This is a genomic window from Haloferax volcanii DS2 (assembly GCF_000025685.1).
In the GTDB taxonomy this organism is placed as follows: Archaea; Halobacteriota; Halobacteria; order Halobacteriales; family Haloferacaceae; genus Haloferax; species Haloferax volcanii.
The window spans coordinates 1,379,320-1,398,908 of sequence record NC_013967.1 but is presented as its reverse complement, the minus strand read 5'-3'; the positions used below and the strand labels follow the sequence as shown (position 1 = coordinate 1,398,908).

General features: G+C 55.3%; 16 protein-coding genes and 2 pseudogenes. 8 read left to right on the top strand and 10 right to left on the bottom strand.

Annotated features, from left to right (window positions below; all coding sequences use genetic code 11):
• Window positions 1-10: 10 nt before the first annotated feature.
• Window positions 11-3,175, bottom strand: a complete 3,165-nt coding sequence (locus HVO_RS12050) for an oligosaccharyl transferase, archaeosortase A system-associated (protein ID WP_013035363.1) — start codon at window positions 3,173-3,175, stop codon at window positions 11-13.
• Between the two features lie 116 nt (window positions 3,176-3,291).
• Between HVO_RS12050 and aglG the strand changes: the two genes are divergently transcribed.
• A complete protein-coding gene (gene aglG, locus HVO_RS12045; protein ID WP_004041407.1) occupies window positions 3,292-4,233 on the top strand; it encodes a glucosyl-dolichyl phosphate glucuronosyltransferase in 942 nt (313 codons plus the stop codon).
• An 8-nt stretch (window positions 4,234-4,241) separates the two neighbouring features.
• Here the strand turns inward: aglG and aglI are convergent, their stop codons facing one another.
• The 3 genes from aglI to HVO_RS20165 form a co-directional block, all read right to left on the bottom strand.
• Window positions 4,242-5,129, bottom strand: a complete 888-nt coding sequence (gene aglI / locus HVO_RS12040; RefSeq protein WP_013035575.1) for a glycosyltransferase AglI — start codon at window positions 5,127-5,129, stop codon at window positions 4,242-4,244.
• Window positions 5,130-5,177: 48 nt separating this feature from the next.
• Window positions 5,178-5,909, bottom strand: a complete 732-nt coding sequence (gene aglF / locus HVO_RS12035) for a UTP--glucose-1-phosphate uridylyltransferase AglF (protein WP_004041405.1) — start codon at window positions 5,907-5,909, stop codon at window positions 5,178-5,180.
• Window positions 5,910-6,077: 168 nt separating this feature from the next.
• Window positions 6,078-7,454, bottom strand: a complete 1,377-nt coding sequence (locus tag HVO_RS20165; protein ID WP_236995488.1) for a DolP-mannose mannosyltransferase — start codon at window positions 7,452-7,454, stop codon at window positions 6,078-6,080.
• Between the two features lie 186 nt (window positions 7,455-7,640).
• Here HVO_RS20165 and HVO_RS12030 point away from each other — a divergent pair, with 186 nt between their 5' ends.
• From HVO_RS12030 to HVO_RS20145, 5 genes are all read left to right on the top strand, one after another.
• Entirely contained in the window at window positions 7,641-8,807 is a 1,167-nt protein-coding gene (locus tag HVO_RS12030) for an ISH3-like element ISH51 family transposase (protein ID WP_013035644.1), read from the top strand.
• 217 nt (window positions 8,808-9,024) lie between these two features.
• Window positions 9,025-10,455, top strand: a complete 1,431-nt coding sequence (locus HVO_RS20160) for an oligosaccharide flippase family protein (RefSeq protein ID WP_004041402.1) — start codon at window positions 9,025-9,027, stop codon at window positions 10,453-10,455.
• A gap of 52 nt (window positions 10,456-10,507) precedes the next feature.
• Entirely contained in the window at window positions 10,508-11,422 is a 915-nt protein-coding gene (locus HVO_RS20155; RefSeq protein WP_004041401.1) for a glycosyltransferase, read from the top strand.
• Complete coding sequence (gene aglQ / locus HVO_RS20150) at window positions 11,419-12,534, top strand: glycoprotein pentasaccharide biosynthesis putative isomerase AglQ (protein ID WP_004041400.1); 1,116 nt, start codon at window positions 11,419-11,421, stop codon at window positions 12,532-12,534. Before HVO_RS20155 ends, aglQ begins: the two co-directional genes overlap by 4 nt.
• Window positions 12,535-12,636: 102 nt before the next feature.
• Entirely contained in the window at window positions 12,637-13,356 is a 720-nt protein-coding gene (locus HVO_RS20145) for an FkbM family methyltransferase (protein ID WP_004041399.1), read from the top strand.
• Between the two features lie 86 nt (window positions 13,357-13,442).
• Here the strand turns inward: HVO_RS20145 and HVO_RS12025 are convergent.
• The 3 genes and pseudogenes from HVO_RS12025 to HVO_RS20565 form a co-directional block, all read right to left on the bottom strand.
• A pseudogene (locus HVO_RS12025) lies at window positions 13,443-14,523 on the bottom strand (IS4 family transposase); the annotation flags it as partial.
• 185 nt (window positions 14,524-14,708) lie between these two features.
• Window positions 14,709-15,878 (bottom strand): ISH3 family transposase, encoded by a 1,170-nt coding sequence (locus HVO_RS12020; protein ID WP_013035321.1) that lies wholly within the window; start codon window positions 15,876-15,878, stop codon window positions 14,709-14,711.
• 42 nt (window positions 15,879-15,920) lie between these two features.
• Window positions 15,921-16,199 (bottom strand): annotated as a pseudogene (locus HVO_RS20565) (IS4 family transposase); the annotation flags it as partial.
• 398 nt (window positions 16,200-16,597) lie between these two features.
• Between HVO_RS20565 and aglJ the strand changes: the two are divergent.
• A complete protein-coding gene (aglJ, locus tag HVO_RS12015; RefSeq protein ID WP_013035422.1) occupies window positions 16,598-17,509 on the top strand; it encodes an S-layer glycoprotein N-glycosyltransferase AglJ in 912 nt (303 codons plus the stop codon).
• A 51-nt stretch (window positions 17,510-17,560) separates the two neighbouring features.
• Here aglJ and HVO_RS12010 read toward each other — a convergent pair whose 3' ends face one another.
• Window positions 17,561-17,887 carry a hypothetical protein gene (locus tag HVO_RS12010; RefSeq protein WP_004063281.1) on the bottom strand — a complete coding sequence of 109 codons (327 nt, stop codon included), beginning with the start codon at window positions 17,885-17,887 and terminating at the stop codon, window positions 17,561-17,563.
• Window positions 17,888-18,022: 135 nt separating this feature from the next.
• On the opposite strand from HVO_RS12010, the gene HVO_RS12005 reads away from it, so the two are divergent.
• A complete protein-coding gene (locus HVO_RS12005) occupies window positions 18,023-18,235 on the top strand; it encodes a ribbon-helix-helix domain-containing protein (RefSeq protein WP_004063282.1) in 213 nt (70 codons plus the stop codon).
• A 63-nt stretch (window positions 18,236-18,298) separates the two neighbouring features.
• Here HVO_RS12005 and HVO_RS12000 read toward each other — a convergent pair whose 3' ends face one another.
• Window positions 18,299-18,835 (bottom strand): hypothetical protein, encoded by a 537-nt coding sequence (locus HVO_RS12000; RefSeq protein WP_013035399.1) that lies wholly within the window; start codon window positions 18,833-18,835, stop codon window positions 18,299-18,301.
• The gene (locus HVO_RS11995; RefSeq protein ID WP_013035391.1) at window positions 18,835-19,521 is read right to left on the bottom strand and encodes a hypothetical protein; all 687 of its coding nucleotides are present in this window, start codon (window positions 19,519-19,521) and stop codon (window positions 18,835-18,837) included. The genes HVO_RS12000 and HVO_RS11995 overlap by 1 nt, the downstream gene beginning before the upstream one ends.
• Between the last annotated feature and the right edge of the window lie 68 nt (window positions 19,522-19,589).

Below are 19,589 nucleotides of genomic sequence, written 5' to 3'. Positions count from 1 at the left end.
TCGGCTCGTGTTACGCGGCGGCCGAGACCGCGCTGGCGTCGACCGACGCCGAGGTCGATGTCGACGCCGACTCGTTCGTCTGCGAGCCGTCGGACGTGCCGTCCTCGGACGAGCTATCCTCGGACGAAGAGTCGCCCGGCAGGTCGAGTTCCTGTTCGTTCCGTTCGAGGGTGACCTGCACGGTACCGTCTTCGGCACCGTTGACGAGGCCCTCGTCGACGGCGACGTTCTCCGCCTGGTAGCTGACGATGGTGCTGTTCCCGGTGACCGAGGTCGGCCCGGTGAACGCGTAGCCGCCCGCCGCGCGGACGCTGACGTTCGTGTAGCCGTTGTCCGGGCCGTACTCGTCGTAGCCGGTCGTGGAGTACGGGAGCGTCATCGTGAACTCACCGTCGGCGTCGGTCTGGGCCTGCTGCGTGTAGGTGAAGTTCGTGCCAGTCGTCAGGTCGCGCATCTGGACGCGCGCGGTCACCGTCGTGTTGGCCGGGGCACCGCTCCCGTCGACCGTCGCGCCGGGGACGCGCTCGAACGTCTTGACCCACGCGGGGTTGTTGGGGACGAGCGCCTGCGGCTGGAGGCCGTAGGTGTTGCCCTCGCTGATGAGCGACCGCTGGTAGGACCCCGAGCGGAGCGCCGAGCTGTTCGAGGACTTCACGAGGCGGTAGTGTTCGAGGGCGGACACGCGCTCCTCGGGGAACGTGCCGATACCGCCGATCTGGGAGGTCGGGTCGTTCGCGACGTACTCCTCCGCGGCGCTCATGTTGTCGAACGTCCTGACCGCCTGCCCGTCCGAGGGCGTCACTCTGAACGTGGTCGAGCCGTCGGCGGACGTACGTTCTTCCCAGTCGACGACGATTGGCGACGCCTCGCGGGCGCTGCCGTGGTACGCGTAGAGCCGGACCATCAGGCTCTCGTAGTACCGCTGGTCCTTGAGGCTCGACGCGGCCGCGACAGTCGTTTGCTCGCCCTGTTCTTGCAGGCGGAACATCGGGTTGTAGAAGTCCGACCTGGAGATGTTCGACTCGTCGTAGAAGACGGTCGGCGCGCTGAACTTCGCGTCGGTCGAAGCCATCTGCCAGTCGACCATGACGTAGCGGGTCTGGTCGCCTTCGCCGTCGTCACCCATCGAGGTGAGAACCGACTCAGCCTGCTGTTCGTCTTCGGCGAGGAGGTAGTTCGCTGCCTCGGTGGCACCTCCTTGGAACGGGTTCGCGTTCGGGATTCGCTCGCCGAGGACGGTAATCCAGTGACCGTAGTCCCACCAAGACATGACGCCGTACGCACCGTCCGGATAGTCGAAGTCGTCCGTGTACTCGTACGTCCCGTAGTACTCCATCCGGTTCGATTCGCCGCCGAACTCACCTTCTGCAGGTGTGTTGTTCTGCATCCAGGTGAGGCTCCCGTCCCACTGAGTGACCGTTCCTGGACCGGTCTGGGACGCTTGCATGGCGGTCTGAGACACGCCGCCGTTGCCGAGTTGAATCGGGATGATGAGAACGGGCGTGAGGATGAGGAGGACGGCAATCACGACTGCTGCGACCTGCCCATACGAGATGTCGTCGAAGCGCTCGACGTTCGCGAGGCCGACGAAGTCGATTCCGAGGGCCTCTCGGAGGAGGTAGGCGTTCATCACCGCGACGACCACCGCGAGGTAGTAGTTGAAACGAACCTGCGTGAACGCTGCCGACGTGATGATGGCTGCCCACACGAGGACGAACAGACGTTCGCTCTCGTAGTCGGCTTGCATCACTGCGCCCACGATGAGTGCGGTGACGATGGTGAGGCTAACGAGCGACGGTTCGACGCCCAGGGCACTGCCGATTCCTGCTGGAAGCGCCGGTATCAAGAAGAGTACTCCGATGAGGGCGAGACTCCCGACAGCGTATCCGATCTTCCGCGAGTTTCCACCCTTGACAAGCGGCTTCGCGACGAGCCACACTGCCGCGAGAGCACCTGTGAAGAAGGTGAAGCCGTACTCGGACATGATACGGCCGACAGCAGTCTGACCGTTCGACTGGAGTACGTTTGCTGCGAGGAACGGCTGGGCCTCACTGATGGTTCGGGTCGCAGCGCCGGCGCTGAACCCAACCGTACGGAGGAAGTTGCGTGCGATCGAATCGAAAACACTCGGAAGGACAAGAGAAAACAGCACTATCCCGACAAGCATGGTTCCGCCAACCACCGCAGGATAGTATCGCTCGTCGACGTCGTTCGATTCCCACCACCGGGCGAGTGCGGCGAGGAACACAGCACCGAGGGCGACGCCGAGTGAGAACAGCGGCTGCAAGAAGCCGAAGTCGGTCACCCCGAATCCCGGTTCCTCGATCGGGATGAACATCAGTAAGCCGGTGACCGTCATCGAGATGGCACCGACGAACGCCGTGTGTTCAGGCGACCGACCGCGGACGTAGTCGGAAGCCATCTTCAGGACCAAAAAGAGGCCAAAGATACCGACGAGAAGGATTCCCGGTGGCCACGACCACATGTAGATGGCCGTTGCGACACCGGCGAGAACGGACCACTTCAGGGGTTCACGGAGCGCATCGAGGTCGCGTGCCGCAACGAGTTCCCAGACGGGTTTCTCTCTGTCGGCAACCGTGAGGGCGATCATGATCGCGAGGACGGCAAAGCCCATGAAGAACGGTTCTACGATATTGTGATCTGCAAACCCAACGAGCCCACGTTGGAGGAACGTTCCTGGGAGAAGCATCAGAATAACCGCACCGAAGAGCCCACCGAGACGGCCGCCGAGACGCTTCCCAATAAGGTAGGTTGGGATAACGGTTAACGCACCGAAGACGGCCGGCGCGACCAAAAGCGACTTGGCTACGAGGTCTGATGACGGGCTTCCCAGACCGACGACGAGCGCCGCGGTCGCGACGAGTTGGTCGTAAATTGTCCCGAACTGACCTGCGGTCCGGCCGAACGGGAATTCGGTCCACGGATCGAACGGCATCGTCGCGGGCCAGTTCCGGACGGTGTATTCCACCTGGCGAAGATGATACCAGGCGTCGTTTCCTGAGAAGAACACTGTGCCCTCTCGAATGAATGCGTCATAACTGCGGAGGCGTATCCACAGCATGACGAGAATAATAGTCGAGAGGACCGGTATGTGATACCAGTCGCGAGCGAGCTCCGCTATGGAGGGCGAATACTTTGTTTGCTCGTCACTCATTGTGACCAACAACCGCCAAGCTGTTCATAAGCCTTGTGATAGTCTGTGTCGGTAGAAATAGCTAGTTACAAATCGAAGGACAATGCTTATTCGGGACTCCTCGGTAACTCCGACTTATGAAAGTCTCCGTCGTGGTCTGTACGTACTCGATGGAACGGTACGAGTCATTCTCCGAGACCGTCGAGAGTGTCCTCGCACAGACCTACGAACCCCTCGAACTCGTCATCGTTGTCGATGGAAACGAAGAGGAGTTCGACCGCGTGCAAGACGACTTCGGTGACATCGACGATGTCGTTCTGCACTGTAACGACGAGAACCGCGGTATCTCGTACAGTCGGACCAAAGGTGCTGAGCTCGGAACCGGCGACGTCGTCGCGATGATTGATGACGACGCAACGGCAGAACCCGATTGGATTGAGACGCTCGTCGACACCTATGAAAACAATCCGGATGCGGTCGCTGTCGGCGGTACCGTCGTCCCCGACTGGGTCGCTCGCAAACCAGAGTTCTTTCCAGAGGAGTTCTACTGGCTCGTCGGGTGTGACGAACGTGGGTTCGGTGAGCACATGGAGGAGGTTCGGAACACCTACGGCTCGAACATCTCCTTCAAGCGCGACGTTTTTCTCGAAGTGGGCGGCTACGACACGAACACCGGTCGAAAAGGAGACAAACACGTCCAGGCGCACGAAGCACCCGTCTGCATTCGTATCTACGAACAGACGGGCGAGCGCGTCATCTATAACAAACAAGCGCGCGTGAATCACAAACTCTTCGAATATCGAACTGAGTTTGACTGGCTCGTCTTTCGTTCGTTCTGGCAGGGCTACTCGAAGCGCGTGATGGACTTGTTGTATCCACAAGCGTCAGACGATAAAAACGCGTATCTGAAGGACTTGATGCTCGTCTACGTTGTTGACCGACTCAAGAATCTCGTCGAAGACCCGTCGCTGGCGCAGGTCCAACAATTGATCGCTATCTTCGTTTTCACTGCGGCGGTTGGATTTGGATACGTCTACGGTCTGTTGACGCCGAACCTCGTGGAGAAGACGAATAATTAGTTGGCATTTCAGCGGGTGTTCCCGCGAACGTATCGGACGTACTCACGATAATACCCGAGGGCGCGAACTCCTGTCATCACTACCGAGAGAACGCCGAAGAGCAGTCGCTCGAAATCGAGACCGGACGACTCCTCATCGGGCGACTTCACGCCACTCGGACGTGGCGGAATCCCGGGACGGCCGAACCGATCGGCGTAGTACTCTTGCCGCTGACACAAGCCGCGGCCGACGCGAAGTTCTTTTTTCACCAGCGACGAGAACGAATCTCGAACTGGGTGGTACAGTGTCGCCGCCGGTGCAAACGCTTGCCTGTACCCGGCGTTTGCGACTCGACTGCCGAACTCCGAGTCACCGCCCGAAACGAGACGCTCGTCGAACGGACCGACATCGTCGACGACCTCTCGACTGACGAGTAGCCCGCACGTCGGGGCGTACTGCTGCTGACGAATATACTGCGCTATGGGAAAGGCGGTCTGTGCGTCAAACCTTGCTGGGAGCGTGTCTTCCCCATTGGTAACCAGTTCGATGTCGCACCCGACGTACGCTGCCTCGTCCATCGCGTCAACCGCCGTTTCAAGCCACGACTCGTCCATGTACATGTCGGCGTCGACGAACGCAAATATCTCTCCCGTCGCCTGTTCTATGCCAGTGTTTCGGGCCGCGTACGACCCCTGGATTTCGTCTTCGACGACGAGTGTGACGTTCTCGTGCTCGCGTTCGAACTGACGAATCACGTCGCGCGTCTCGTCTGTCGACCCGTTGTCGATGGGGAGTATGTTTACTCTCTCCGTCGGGTATGTCTGTTTGGTCAGCGCAGTCAGTGTGTCACGTATTCCTGTGGGGTCGTTATAAACTGGAACGATTACAGAAACACAAGGAAACGGAGAATCAGCCATTGAAATCAGGTTTACTCCCACTAATAAAAAGCACACGTGATTAGATGTCTACTCGGTCGCCTGTGTCGTTTCCTCTTGTAGTCGTTGTTCTGCTTCGTCACGGTCTTCTGGGTAGCCGATATCCAGCCGCCACCCGTCGATACGAATCGCGTCAATAGTTCGCCCAGAGCGGATGAGAAGGTCGATTGCCTCACTAATTTCGTACTCGCCGCGGTTCGATGGTTGGACGAGATGACACGCGTGGAAGATAGCCGGCGTGAACGTGTAGAACCCGGTCATCACGAGATTCGACGGCGGTTCTTCGGGCTTCTCGATGACTTCTGTGATTTCACCGTAATCGTTGGTTACACAGACACCGTAACGGGAAGCTTCGTCCCAGTCGACTTCTTCCACGAGGAAGGCGGCGTCCGCCCGATCCTCTCGCTGTCGCTTGACGACGTCGCCGAGGTTGGCGTTGAAGATGTTGTCGCCAAGCATCAGCATGAAGTCCTCGTCAATGTGGTCTTCGACGGTGAGGAGGGCGTGTGCTAGACCTTTCTGCTCACGTTGATGCGCGTAGGTAATGGGGACGCCACGATATTCGTCGTCGTAGTGTTGAATGATGATCTCCTTCTTGTAGCCGACAACGACGACAAGTTTCTCCGCACCGAGGTCGACGAGTTGGTCAAAGCAGTGGGTGAGAATCGGTTTTCCGTCGACCTCGACCATTCCTTTCGGCTTGTCTTCAGTGAGTGGTCGAAGACGGGTTCCTTTACCGGCGGCGAGGACAACAGCTTGCATAGTAAGAGAGTCATCGAGGCCAAGTATATAAAATGAGTTGGATATAAAGACTGTTGATAGGCTTTGAGTTTAACGTCTCCTTTGCGATAGTTGTCCACCCTATACCGGTTGATCACAAGAAAAGTATAAGTTAATATATGGCCAATTTGGGTTGGTGTCCTGCGGTTATCAAGGTAACCTCCATTTTCCACACTTTTCCTCTGTGAATGACTGTTCTGTTAGATTCATCCATTCAAGTTCCATCCCACTAAGTCTGTAATGACATGTCGAGGGGATTGTTGATGTAAAGAACAATTCTTCTATCTTGTCAGGACCATACCTGGATTTGACATTGTATTGTTCATCTGGGGGTGATCCACCTATTGTGTATTCTGTGTATCCAGACAAATGTGCAAACTGTTGAATCCCACTTTCGAGAATGGCTTGATCGGGGCCATCCCCTGAGTAAGAGTATGGGTTCGTAATGACGCCAACGCCACCCAAGGTCACTACCTGCCAAATCAACATGCAAACGACAACGGCTGTTACTATCGAATTAATTCTCTCAGACTCATACTTGGTTGATAGTTTTTCGAATGCAAATCCGATACCCATCGAAACTAGAATAATCCCAAGAAATAAATCGTCTGCACCATCGTAATCCAAGATGAATATTTGGATACAGAACCACAGCAAAAGCCCTACGACCCACCACCTTTCTCGAATGTCGTCTAGAAAGCCTAGTAATATACCGGCCATTCCAAGAAGTGCTATCGGGATCATTAATTTTAGATGAGTGACTCCTTTTACCAACCGATATAAGAATGATTGTGTCTCACCTGCATACAACGGGGCAATTATCACTTCAACAGTCATTGCAACTAGCCCGCCCTGTAGATAAATTGGGAGAAGAGAAATAAAAGCAATAATTGTGGCCCCAAAAACATATTTGAGAATCAGATCTTTGCTTTTTCGCCGTGAAATAATCCCGAATGATATGATTGGGAATATAATCGCAAATTGCCACATGCCTGCTGACGCTGCTGCTGCGGCCCCAGATAGTATTGGTTTCGGGTTTCTGGAAAGATAAATACTTCCTAGTCCGAAAAGAAAAACAAAATATTTTGGCTCATACCCAAAGACTGCTGAATAATGAATAACTGGGAATGTAATAAAAACAATGCCACTAAGTAGACCCGCGAACTGATTCCCAGTGATTTCTGAGGTGATGTGGGAGATTAAATATGTTAGCAAGATCCCTGCTACTATTGTACTTACGACAGATAGAGTGTGTTGAAGATGCGGATCCCCATTAGAGATATAAGCAATGATTGTCGCAAGCTCGAGTGTCAGTGGTGGTTTTGGGTCCCATGCATCGATGTAATATCTCTTTCCACTGAAAACCATCCATCCTATATGCTGAAACATTGCTGTATCTGATGAGGTGACTGGCCAATTTCCATTGAGAACAACACGTACAACAGAAATAAGATAAACAAATGTAGAGACTATCGGGGCAGTCAATGAATTTTGACTGAATGCTGCTTTTGCTAATCGTTTCATCATACTTGGCTCTCTATTAGCAACATAGAATAACTCTGCTGTTTCCCCTGTTACTTGATTCCTGCACTGCGAAACTGCAAGTACGCTCAACAGACGAGTGCTAACTCAGGTGATTAACTAGATCTCTGCTAGAAACTATAATCAGTACATCACAAAGCCGGTTAGTTGAGACGTCTGCTTGCTGAAGATGTGTCCAACAACCAGCAAACAGACGATGAAATCCACGAGGACCAGCTCCTTAACTTCCTCGTCAACTCTCTTGACGAGGAAGTTGCTCTCTCACTCGCTGAAAACGCTGAACTCGATGCTGAAGACATCTACGAGGTCCTCGTCGGCGCCTGCGCCGACGGGACCTCGGTCTCTACACTCTGCAAGAGAAGCGAAGATGCACCTCACGAAAACTCGGTTCTCTACCATCTCCGCACCAAGTTCGACCTCGAGACGCTCGAACAAATCGGGAACACGCTCCTCCAGAAGGACATTCTCAACGTCCTTCCCCAGCAGGTGGAGGTCTGCGCAGACCTCCTCCTGCGGCCCTACTACGGCGACGAAGACGATACAGACGGCCTGCATCACTCACAAGCGAAGCGTGGAACCACCGCGTTCCACGCGTACGCGACACTGTACGCACGCGTGAAGAACAAACGCTACACGCTGGCGGTGCGCCGTCTCGAAGACGGCGACACCGCCAGCAGTGTCCTCGCAGAGTTCCTCGGTATTCTCGACGGCCTTGACCTCGGTGTCAAGGCCGTCTATCTTGACCGCGAATTCTACGACAGCAAGTGTTTGACGCTGCTTCAGGCGCACAACCACGCCTACGTCATGCCGATCGTCCGCTGGGGACAGACGATCAAGCGAGAACTCTCAGAAGGGTGGAGTCGCGTGATTCAGCACAGTCTGACAGCGAAACTCGACGGTCACAGCTGGACCGTCGAGTTTCCCGTCTACATCGACTGTACCTACCAGAACGGACGGTACGACGAACATGGCGTGGCGCGTCACGGCTACGCCGCTGACGCGCCGTTCATCGACTCACCACGGGACGCTCGATACCACTACGCGAAACGCTTCGGTATCGAGGCAAGCTATCGACTCTCCGAGCAAAGTATCGCGACGACCTCGACACAAAATCCGGTCGTACGGCTGTTGTACGTCGTGGTGAGCCTGCTGTTACAGAACGTCTGGCGGTATTTGCACTGGGAGTACGTGGCGACGCCCCGCCGTGGGGGGCGTCGCCTCTGGGAGTGGTCGTTCAAGGAGTTCATCAATATGGTCCGTCGAGCAGCGTGGACGGCCCTCGCGGTGCGTCGGGCCGTCCCCGCGAACCGACCACCAGACGACCGGTTCCACCGGTAACTCCCGACCGGGCTAGCCAACGGTGGGAGTGGCGACGCTGTCGCGTCGGCGGCAGCCGCCGCCGACAGCGACGGCTCTCCGCCGATCCGTCCATAATTCTCTCGTCGAAACCGCCAGTCCAACCGCTCCGCCACAGAACTCAGGCTTCAGAAACAGCTAGCCGAGGATGCTTTGTGAGGTACTGATAATTTATCAATTGCAAAGTCACAACTACTCTATGGCCAAATTAGCACGCGCTTCTGCGCTGCAGTTCGGGGCCAACGTTACGCAGACATTCGTTGGAGCAATTATCACAATCTACGTGATCAATGAACTCGGCGTTGGTGCCTTCGGGATTTTTGCGCTCTCTGCAGCTTTGGTGAAATGGGCGTCTATTCCGGCTGTTGGTATCCGTGGTGCGGTAATAACACGAATGAACGAAAGTGACGACATTTCCCCAAGCGAGTATTTCACCACCGCGTCTGTCCTCACGGGAGCAATCATACTAGTTGGACTTCTCGCCCTTTTGGGTTACTCTCCCTTCGTTGAACAGTACCTTGATTACAGCGGTACACAACTGGTGGGTGGTATGTTCGTCTCGAACGTTTCGTTCCGGCTAGTCTTAGGAGGGCTTCGAGGTGAGAACCGAGTCGAGATGTCTAGTCTCTACGAAGCTCTTTGGGGAATCCTATCTTCACTTGTGAAGTTGGCTCTTGTCTACACAGGCGTGGGTGTAGATGCACTTTTCTATGGAGAGATTACCTCTAGCATTGTCATCGGTATTTTTGGTGTATATTCACTCAATATTTCATTTGTGTCTCCCACACGGAGTGCTGCAATAAGCCTCTATTCCTGGGCACGGTATGGATGGTTAGATAATTTGAAACGGATGTCATATTCTTGGTTAGATACGATAATTCTCGGCTTTTTTGTCTCAACATCGTTGGTCGGTATCTACGAAGTAGCATGGCGGATCTCGGCATTATTCGTTCTCCTCCCAACAGCTATCAGTAAATCGACATTCCCAACAATTAGTTCTCTAAGAGATACTGACAAATTAAATAAAGTTCGTCGGATTCTCACCCGTGGGCTTTCAGTGGCTGGTGTACTTGCTATTCCTGGATTAGTGGGTTCAGTTCTTGTAGGAGGTGACATCCTTGCATTGTATGGTCCGTCAGTCTCCTCTGTTGGTGTTGCTGTATCTGTGTTAGTATCCCTCTCTGTCGTACGACTTGTTGAGTGCTACGAGACGCTAGTAATGCAAGCACTCAATGCTTTAGATCTACCTGACAGGACATTTAGAATAGGAGTTATCTTCATCACGACTAATATTATACTTAACGTATCGTTGATACCGATGTTCGGTGTGATTGGCGCGGCTATCGCTACCCTCCTTTCAATGACTCTAGGTAGCATACTCGCTGTCCGTGCACTACCGAAGGCCGTTCAAACACTGCCCCCAGTATCTGCTATCGGAAGCCAGTTTGTGAGTGCGGGAGCGATGGCTGTTGTACTCTTCACAATTCTCAACTACCGGCCAATTGGTCAACCGATAGAAGTTGTCCTATACGTCCTTGCTGGAGCCACTACGTACGGCTTTGTCCTTCTTAGCCTCTCGTCGAACTTTCGAGAACGAGTTCAACAGTTGCTATCTGAAAGTCTTGGTTGAGGTATGACTAGGTCGCAAGTACTTTCGCTTGGGATACTATCACCTACTACTAATGACTTCGACTCTACCGTTTGTATCTGTCATCATTCCAGTCTATAATGAGGCTGAAAATATTCAAAAATGCCTCAATGCGGTAACATCACAGACGTACCCCAAGTCAAAGTATGAAGTACTCGTCGTAGATAATGGATCACAGGATGGTACGAAAGAGATCGCTCGTCAGTTTAGCACTGCTTACGACAATCTCGAAATTCTGATTGAGGATGAACAACAAGGGTCTTATGCTGCCCGAAATACTGGTATTGAGCAGTCTAGCGGCGCTATTCTTGCTTTTTTAGATGGGGATTGTTCTCCACACCAACAGTGGCTTGAACGCGGCGTGTCTACAATCTCCGGTACAGGAGTAGACCTCGTTGGAGGTAACGTGGAATTCACGTATCCAAATGGAGGAACCGCAGCTGAGCGGTACGACTCGTTTACTAATATGCAAATGAAAGAGAGCATATCTAAACGAAACGTGGCGAAGACGGTAAATCTCTTTGTTAGACAGGATGTCGTTGAGGACGTTGGTCCGTTTCCAAACCACCTTATCTCTGGTGGTGATGTCCACTGGACGAAGAGAGCTACAGACGCAGGGTATTCATTAACTTTCGCACACGACGTGATTGGTTGTCATCCTGCTCGACCGTTCGGAGAACTGTTGAAGAAGCAATTCAGAGTTGGCAAAGGTCAGATACAGGTGTGGATGTTAGACAGAATTTCTCTGAGGCGAGTATTTGCGTTGGCATTGTGGATTCTCGTTGGCTTTCTCCCGAAACCTCCACACTATCTCTCCCAAGATTTACGACGGACTGGACAGACAGTGACGAAAGCAATGTTCGTCAGAATACTTGTGGTTGCGTGGTGCTGTCGGCTCGCAGAGAATGCTGGCCGTCTTTCTTATATCCTAAGATCGGAGGAACAATGACCTCTCTTTCTGACATTCTTGCCTCCAGTGCAGAGGCTGGACTCTCACTCCAGCGATCAGATGGTTCAATGCCAGCAGGACACAACGGCCCGTACCATGATCCTGAAACACCTGTTCGAAACACGTCTCACTGGTTAGTAACATTTCTGAAGGCCCACGAACTTACGGATGAAAATAGATTTAGACAAGCTGCTTCAGATGCGGTTTCTTATCTATTGAGTGAAGAGGCACGACCACATGGCCATACGTTTGAACACAGACAAAACGATACGAAGGACCGATGCAATGGCCTGATGGGACAGGCATGGTCACTTGAGGCCCTTGCGCTTGCAGCTAGAGCACTTGACAACGAACGTGCTGCTGCTGTCGCCGCAGATGTGTTCTTATCACACCCATTCTGTGACAAGCTCAAATTGTGGCAACGTGTTGATACCGATGGGACAATATTAGGTTTTGACCGTACGTTCAACCATCAGCTTTGGTTTGCGGCCTCTGGAGGACTTGTTGCACATACTGCTCCCCAGGAGGTTTCTCAACGTGTTCGTGACTTTTTAGATAGTCTTCCTTCAACTATCGATCTATACGAAAACGGACTGATCAGACATCCTCTTCGACCATCTATGGATCTGAGCGAACTCGCTGAGTCAGTGACTCATGACGTCCACCGTAGTATGGTTCGAAACCATCTCCTTCATTATCTCCGACCACCCAGAAGCAAACGACGTCTGAGGAACAAAGCTGAGGGCTACCATTCGTTTAACCTCTATGCTCTTGCAATACTCGCAAGAGAATTTCCGTCTCATTCGGTCTGGAGTACTGACCTGCTCTCGGATATCCTTGAGTATACTCTCTCCGAGGAGTTTCGAGAAGCGACTACGGATAACAAGTTCTCGCACCCATACAATCCTCCTGGTTTCGAAGTGCCTGCGGCGATGGAGACATTTAGCGTGGGTTCATATAAGGAACGAGAGATGTGGGTAAATGAACAGATACAGCACTCTTTTGACCCCAATACCAGTTTGCTAACGAGAGGAACTGATGATAAACAGACCCATGCTGCACGGTTATACGAAGCAACCCGATTAGATGACTACGAGATATATCTTGACTAACAACAAAAAAGACGAACTATTGACAAATGACTCGCAGATTTAATATTTGAGGATGTACGACAGGTATACAGACCAGAGACAATCAGTCTTCATCTTAAATATATGACAATAGTTAAAAAAGTGGCGCGTCTTCGCGACTGGATTGCACTCAAGACAGGTGCCATCAGGTCCCCAATGATTGCCGAAGTTAGTGGATATGCTGCCAGGTTTACTGTTCAAAGTGTGGAAGAAATCTGGAGGATCAGGGATCTTCGAGGAGAGCAAGATGTTATTCGGTTGCTCCTTGAGGAGGCTGAAGAAGACGATGTTCTGTGGGATGTTGGTTCCAATATTGGGACTCACGCATGTATCTGCTCCACAAAAGCCAATGTGTTCGCCTTCGAACCAAACCCAGACACGTTTGATCGTCTAACAGAAAATTCGGACCGTGCTCCAGGAACGGTTATACCACTGAGATATGGATTATCTAGTTCTTCTGGGGATATCTCATTCGAGCCCTCCCCAATTGCAGCGAACGGGACACACAAAGTATCGACTGAAGGATCTATGACTATCAAAACAATCTCTGGAGATGAGTTAGTTGAGAGTGGAGAGGTTCCGAAACCAAATGTTGTGAAAGTTGACGTTGAGGGTCACGAATTAGAGGTTCTGAAAGGTATGACCAATGCATTGCAGTCAGTTAACTTTGTAATAGTTGAGATTCACGCTGGTGTTGACCCGAAAGACGTGACAAAACTACTCTCCGAGGCAAAACTCTCCACAGAGATTACCAAATTAAATCGCGATGAGGACTTTGTTATTGGTCGCAGACAAAATGATTAAATACACTATCTAGTTAGTGACTCCCTCAATCGGCGTTTGTCTAAGTCTCGGCACAGTTGTTGTATGTTATTGTCATTCGTTCTAGTTTAGTAGCGATCAAAGCCGAACTCACCTCGTTCAACCTGCTCACGTAACCGATCTCTGTGTGGATTTGGATTGCGTGACGCCCACAGCAACAGCTCGTCCAAATCCGGCAGTTCGTAGCCCAGCTCAACCATGAGATACAGTTGGATCAGATGAGCGTGGCGTTCCACGGCGAGCGAACAGCGACGCCGAGGGAGCCGCGACGCCGACGAGTCGGCGTCTGCGGCGGCTTCGCCCTCTCTGTCTTGCCTCAAGTGACCGCAACTCATCCACGATTACACGGCTCATCATCAGCGAAATTGCCGACATGATGATCAGCGCCTCGATGATGTAGCCGTCGGTCGTCTTGATCTCGTCCAAGCCGAACCGCGACTTCAACTCCTTGAACAGCAGTTCGACCTCCCAGCGCGCCCGATATCGCGCAGCTCTATCGGGCGCGCTGTAGCTTTCTCTCGCCAGATTCGTCAGATACAGATGATACTCGTCGGTCTTCTCGTTACGTAGTCCGACCAGTCGAAACGTCCGGGTCGCGCTGGCGCCCGACCCTCGTTTGCGCTCGAATGAAAGCGTGATGCGTACGTCGATTTCCTGTCGCTGCAGGTCCTCAAGGACGGCCTGCAGCGACTCTCCTTCCAGCGGAATACTGTTTCCTCGCCACGTTCGCAGTTCTTCGACGATCTCGAAGTTCGCGTTGTCCTTCACCCGGGAGACGAACCAGCCGCCGTTCTGGTCGGTTCGGTCGAACAACCAGAAGTCGTAGAAGCCTAAATCGAGCAAGAAGAGGGCGTCAGCTACCCACTCACCGGTGGGTAGCTGACTCCGTTCGTGAGTTGTTCCGTCGGTTGTGCGGAATCGCGTTGGAAGGCCCGTCGAGAGTGACTCTGTGAGGTGGAGCTTCAGTTCAGCTTGATCCTTGCCAGTTGCTGCGTAGACATCAGCGGCGTCCTGGTACAGTGAAACGATGGTCGCGTCGGCAATGAGGACGTCTCGAAATCGTTCGAGACATCCGTTCAAGTCGGTTCGTCCGGTATCGAGATTCTCGATGGCGTCATCGAGAATCTCTCGGAGGAGTGCAACGAATCCTCAGTACCTCACAAAGCATCCTCGGCTAGCTGTTTCTGAAGCCTGAGTTCTGTGGCGGAGCGGTTGGACTGGCGGTTTCGACGAGAGAATCATGGACGGATCGGCGGAGAGCCGTCGCTGTCGGCGGCGGCTGCCGCCGACGCGACAGCGTCGCCACTCCCACCGTTGGCTAGCCCGGTCGGGAGTTACCGGTGGAACCGGTCGTCTGGTGGTCGGTTCGCGGGGACAGCCCGACGCACCGCGAGGGCCGTCCACGCTGCTCGACGGACCATATTGATGAACTCCTTGAACGACCACTCCCAGAGGCGACGCCCCCCACGGCGGGGCGTCGCCACGTACTCCCAGTGCAAATACCGCCACACGTTCTGTAACAGCAAGCTCACCACGACGTACAACAGCCGTACGACCGGATTTTGTGTCGAGGTCGTCGCGATACTTTGCTCGGAGAGTCGATAGCTTGCCTCGATACCGAAGCGTTTCGCGTAGTGGTATCGAGCGTCTCGTGGTGAGTTGATGAACGGCGCGTCAGCGGCGTAGCCGTGACGCGCCACCCCATGTTCGTCGTACCGTCCGTTCTGGTAGGTACAGTCGATGTAGACGGGGAACTCGACGGTCCAGCTGTGACCGTCGAGTCTCGCCGTCAGACTGTGCTGAATCACGCGACTCCACCCTTCCGAGAGTTCTCGCTTGATCGTCCGTCCCCAGCGGACGATCGGCATGACGTACGCGTGGTTGTGCGCCTGAAGCAGCGTCAAACACTTGCTGTCGTAGAATTCGCGGTCAAGATAGACGGCCTTGACACCGAGGTCAAGGCCGTCGAGAATACCGAGGAACTCTGCGAGGACACTGCTGGCGGTGTCGCCGTCTTCGAGACGGCGCACCGCCAGCGTGTAGCGTTTGTTCTTCACGCGTGCGTACAGTGTCGCGTACGCGTGGAACGCGGTGGTTCCACGCTTCGCTTGTGAGTGATGCAGGCCGTCTGTATCGTCTTCGTCGCCGTAGTAGGGCCGCAGGAGGAGGTCTGCGCAGACCTCCACCTGCTGGGGAAGGACGTTGAGAATGTCCTTCTGGAGGAGCGTGTTTCCAACCTGTTCGAGCGTTTCTAGATCGAATTTAGTGCGGAGATGGTAGAGAACCGAGTTTTCGTGAGGTGCACCTTCGCTTCTCTTGCAGAGTGTAGAGACCGAGGTCCCGTCGGCGCAGGCGCCGACGAGGACCTCGTAGATGTCTTCAGCATCGAGTTCAGCGTTTTCAGCGAGTGAGAGAGCAACTTCCTCGTCAAGAGAGTTGACGAGGAAGTTAAGGAGCTGGTCCTCGTGGATTTCATCGTCTGCTTGCTGTGGTTGCTTGGACACATCTTCAGCAAGCAGACGTCTCAACTAACAGGCTTTGTGATGTACTGATCCTGGTTCGAACCAGTCGTGGAACGATGCGTAGGAGAGTTCGTCACAGTCAGCCATCTCGACGTAGCGTTCGAGAAATGCTTGGAGAGAGCGGTCTGAGCCAGCAGCGAAGCCAAACGAGAGTGTGTAGAACAGCGCAACGATGTCGAATTTTCGCTCTCGTTGGACGAGATTCGTTGCGCGAGCGCGCTCGCGCAACTCATCAGAGGGAAACGCTCTTTGAATCCGGTCAACTATGACCGAATCCGGTGGGCTGTAGGTCATACTTCCCACCGGGTTTCTCAATCAGGTAGTTGCGACGATATCAAATCAACAGACAGCAACTGGATTCTTCGTTAAACTAGAACGGATGATGTTATTGTGTTGCGCGCTGATGTGAGTCTTTCGTGGACTGTTGTGTAACTGCCTACGTACGAATTATAGAACAGTCAACCATATTTTGAGAGAAGGATAGTAGGATGTCTGTTTCAATGATGCCTCTGCTCAACGTAATCAACCGACAGTGCAGTCCAAATCGAGAGGTTGTAGTCTGATAATTATAGTTGTCAATGGGACAATCTGATTATATCTCACCGTGAGTTGATAGACTAATATCAGTCCACATTTGATTATCACCAACTGTGTGGACCAAACGATAGACTATTTTATTCAGCACAATCATATCGAGACTAATGCCCACCCCCGATGCCGTCTGTATCCTCACCCCCACCTACAACGAGGCGGAAACAATCGCTGATGTCATCTCAGATTACCGAGATGAGGGATTCGCCAACGTCCTCGTCATCGACGGCGGCTCCACAGATGGGACACGGGAACTCGCCGAAGACGCCGGTGCTCATGTCGTCGTCCAGTCGGGGTCCGGAAAAGGCCAGGCTGTCAGAGAAGCCGTTGAAGACCACATTCAAGCGCCGTACGTCCTGATGCTCGATGGCGACGGGACCTACGAAGCGACAGACGCCACCAAGATGCTCGACCCGCTCACCGAGGGGTACGACCACGTCATCGGCGACCGATTCGCCGATATGCGGCCGGGCGCGATGACGCGGCTCAACAGAGTCGGAAACCGCATCATCAACCGGGCGTTCGCGTTTATTCACGGTCAGGACTTTCGTGATATCCTCAGCGGCTACCGGGCGTTCACCCGCGAGTCGTTTCTCGACATGACGCTAACTTCCGACGGCTTCGGCATCGAGACGGAGATGGCCGTCGAGTGCGCGAAGCGTGGTATCAAGACGACGGTCGTGCCCACGACCTACTACCCGCGGCCCGACGGCTCGGATACGAATCTCGACCCGATCCGCGACGGTGGTATCATCTTCCTGGAACTGTATCGCCGCGCCAAGACCAACAACCCGCTTTTCTACTTCGGCAGCGTCGGGTTCGCGTCGACCGCGACCGGGCTCGGGCTCGCCCTGTACGTCGCCTACGAGTGGGTCGTTCGCTCGATTTCCCACGAGGTCATCGCCGTCGTCTCTATGGCAGGTATTCTCTTCGGGGTACAACTGCTGATGTTCGGCGTGCTGTCGGATCTCATCCTCTCGCTACACCGCGAGCAGATGAAACGAATCGAAGAACTGGAGTGAGCCGATTCGAACCGGGCCGTCGGGACTGGAGGACGCCAACCGAGACCGCCTTCAGAACGGGACGAGCGAACGAAGCCGACCCATCAGGCTCTTCGAGGCCTTCGCGCGGAACTCCTCGAACACCGGGTGAAGCGTCTCCAAGAGGTCCCGGCGAGAGTCGAATCGGTCTTTCGGCGCGGCGGCGAGGGCGTCGCTTATCGCGACCGTATTGCCCGCGGCGTCAATCGGCACGGAAACGTCGTCGAGCGCCCGTGTGATCTCGGTCGCGTCTGCCGGGTAGTCGATGTCTGCGGTGTCGACGTCATCGGCGAGCGCGGCGATACCGAATTCGATTGAGTCCGGCTCCGACGTATCGTTCTGCGGCGGTCTCGCGGCCATCGAACGTGTATAGTACGCCCCGCATGGAAAAACCCCCGACCTCCGGCGAAATCGCCGGTGAACGCCGGGAAACCGCGCTGGACGGTCCCGGTCGCCACCGTTGGGGTTAACCTCGCCCGGTGCCACGGTCGACCCATGACCGAGTACACGACGGTCTCGATTCCGAAGGAGTTGGCCGCTCGCGTCGACGACACCATCGAAGGAACCACCTTCTCGAGCACGAGCGATCTCGTCCGGTTCCTCCTCCGCAGCATCGTCATCCAGCACGAGCGCTCCGGCGGCGATCTCTCGGAGGCGGAGTTCCAAGAAATCGCGGAGCAACTGACCGACCTCGGCTACCTGCGGTAGTCGACCGAGGCGAGCGGCCGCCGCGCGCGGGCCGGCAGCGCCGGGCAGCGGAACGCGGTCGGCTCAGTCGAGTTCTTCCTGCGGTGGCTCGGCGTCGAGGACGGCGAGTTCTAACTTCCGACCGGCGCGGTCGAACGCGGCGAGCGTCCGCCGCTCCCACGGTGGGACCGCGAGGAGCACCACGGCCGCGAGGCCGTCGCGCTCCGTGAGTTCGAACGGCCCCTGCGGGTGCGTGAGAAAGCGGGCGCGGCCGCGCCCGGCGGGCGTTCCGAGGTCCATCCCGAAGACGGCGCTCACGGACTGGCCGGCCTCGGCCATGTAGAAGTGTGTGAGCACGGGCGTCTCAGGGTCGAGGCCGAGGTCGTCGTCGAACTCGCCCGCGGGTGTCGGAGCGAGCACGAGGTTCACCGACGACGGCTCGGCGTCTTCGGCCATATCGAGCAGCAGGTCGACGAGTCCGCGCGTGACGTGAACTCGTCGGCGCTCGGGTTCGGCGGTCTCGCTCGGTCGGGGTTCGACGGTCTCTCCTTCGGTCGTGCGCTCGGGTGTCGCCTCCGCGTCCAGAGGATTCTCGTCGTTGTCGGCCGTCTCGTTGGGCATCAGTTCGAGAGCATCGAGGTGAACGCCCGGGCGTAGGCGCTCGGGAGGTTTCGGCGGGCGTTTCCGAGGGCGGTCCGGAGTTCGTCGCCCGCGTCCACCGGCACGCCCGCGCCGTGGCCGACGAGCAGTCGGTCGGGGTCGTACCGAGAGAGCACGCGCCGCGGTGGGAACGGCCGGAGCATCGGGTGGACGCCGAGGTGCTCGCCGCGAGCGCAGAAGTAGCCGACCGTGCCGACCGATTCGGGGACGACGAGCAGGTCGTACCCGTCGTGATAGAAGCCGACCTCCTGCCACGGCGGGACGGAGCGGTCGACGAGACGGAACGCCTCGAAGCCGGAGTCGGCGAGGTCGGCCCCGAAGCGTTCGACGGTCGCGTCGAGTTCGTCGGCGACGCCGGTCATCCACGAGGCGACGTAGACCGGTACTTCGTGGCGGTTGGCGAGGGCCGCCGAGTCGCGTTTGTGTCGGTCGAGTCCGACCACGACGCCGGCCACGTCGCCGAATTCGGCGAACAGGTCGTCGACGCCGGGGGCATCGACGGGGTCGAACAGCCACACGTCGCCGTCGATTTCGACGGCGTGACTGGCCCGCTGCATCGTCTCGTCGGGGTACGCGAGCCATCCGACGCCGTGGTCCCATCGGTCGATTTCGCGGAGGTCGGAGGTACCGCGACCTTTCATCGGCATGCCAGTATCGTGGGGCGCGCGGCGCATAAGAACTCTCCCCGCGGCCGATGCGCCCGGTTCTGGTCGGT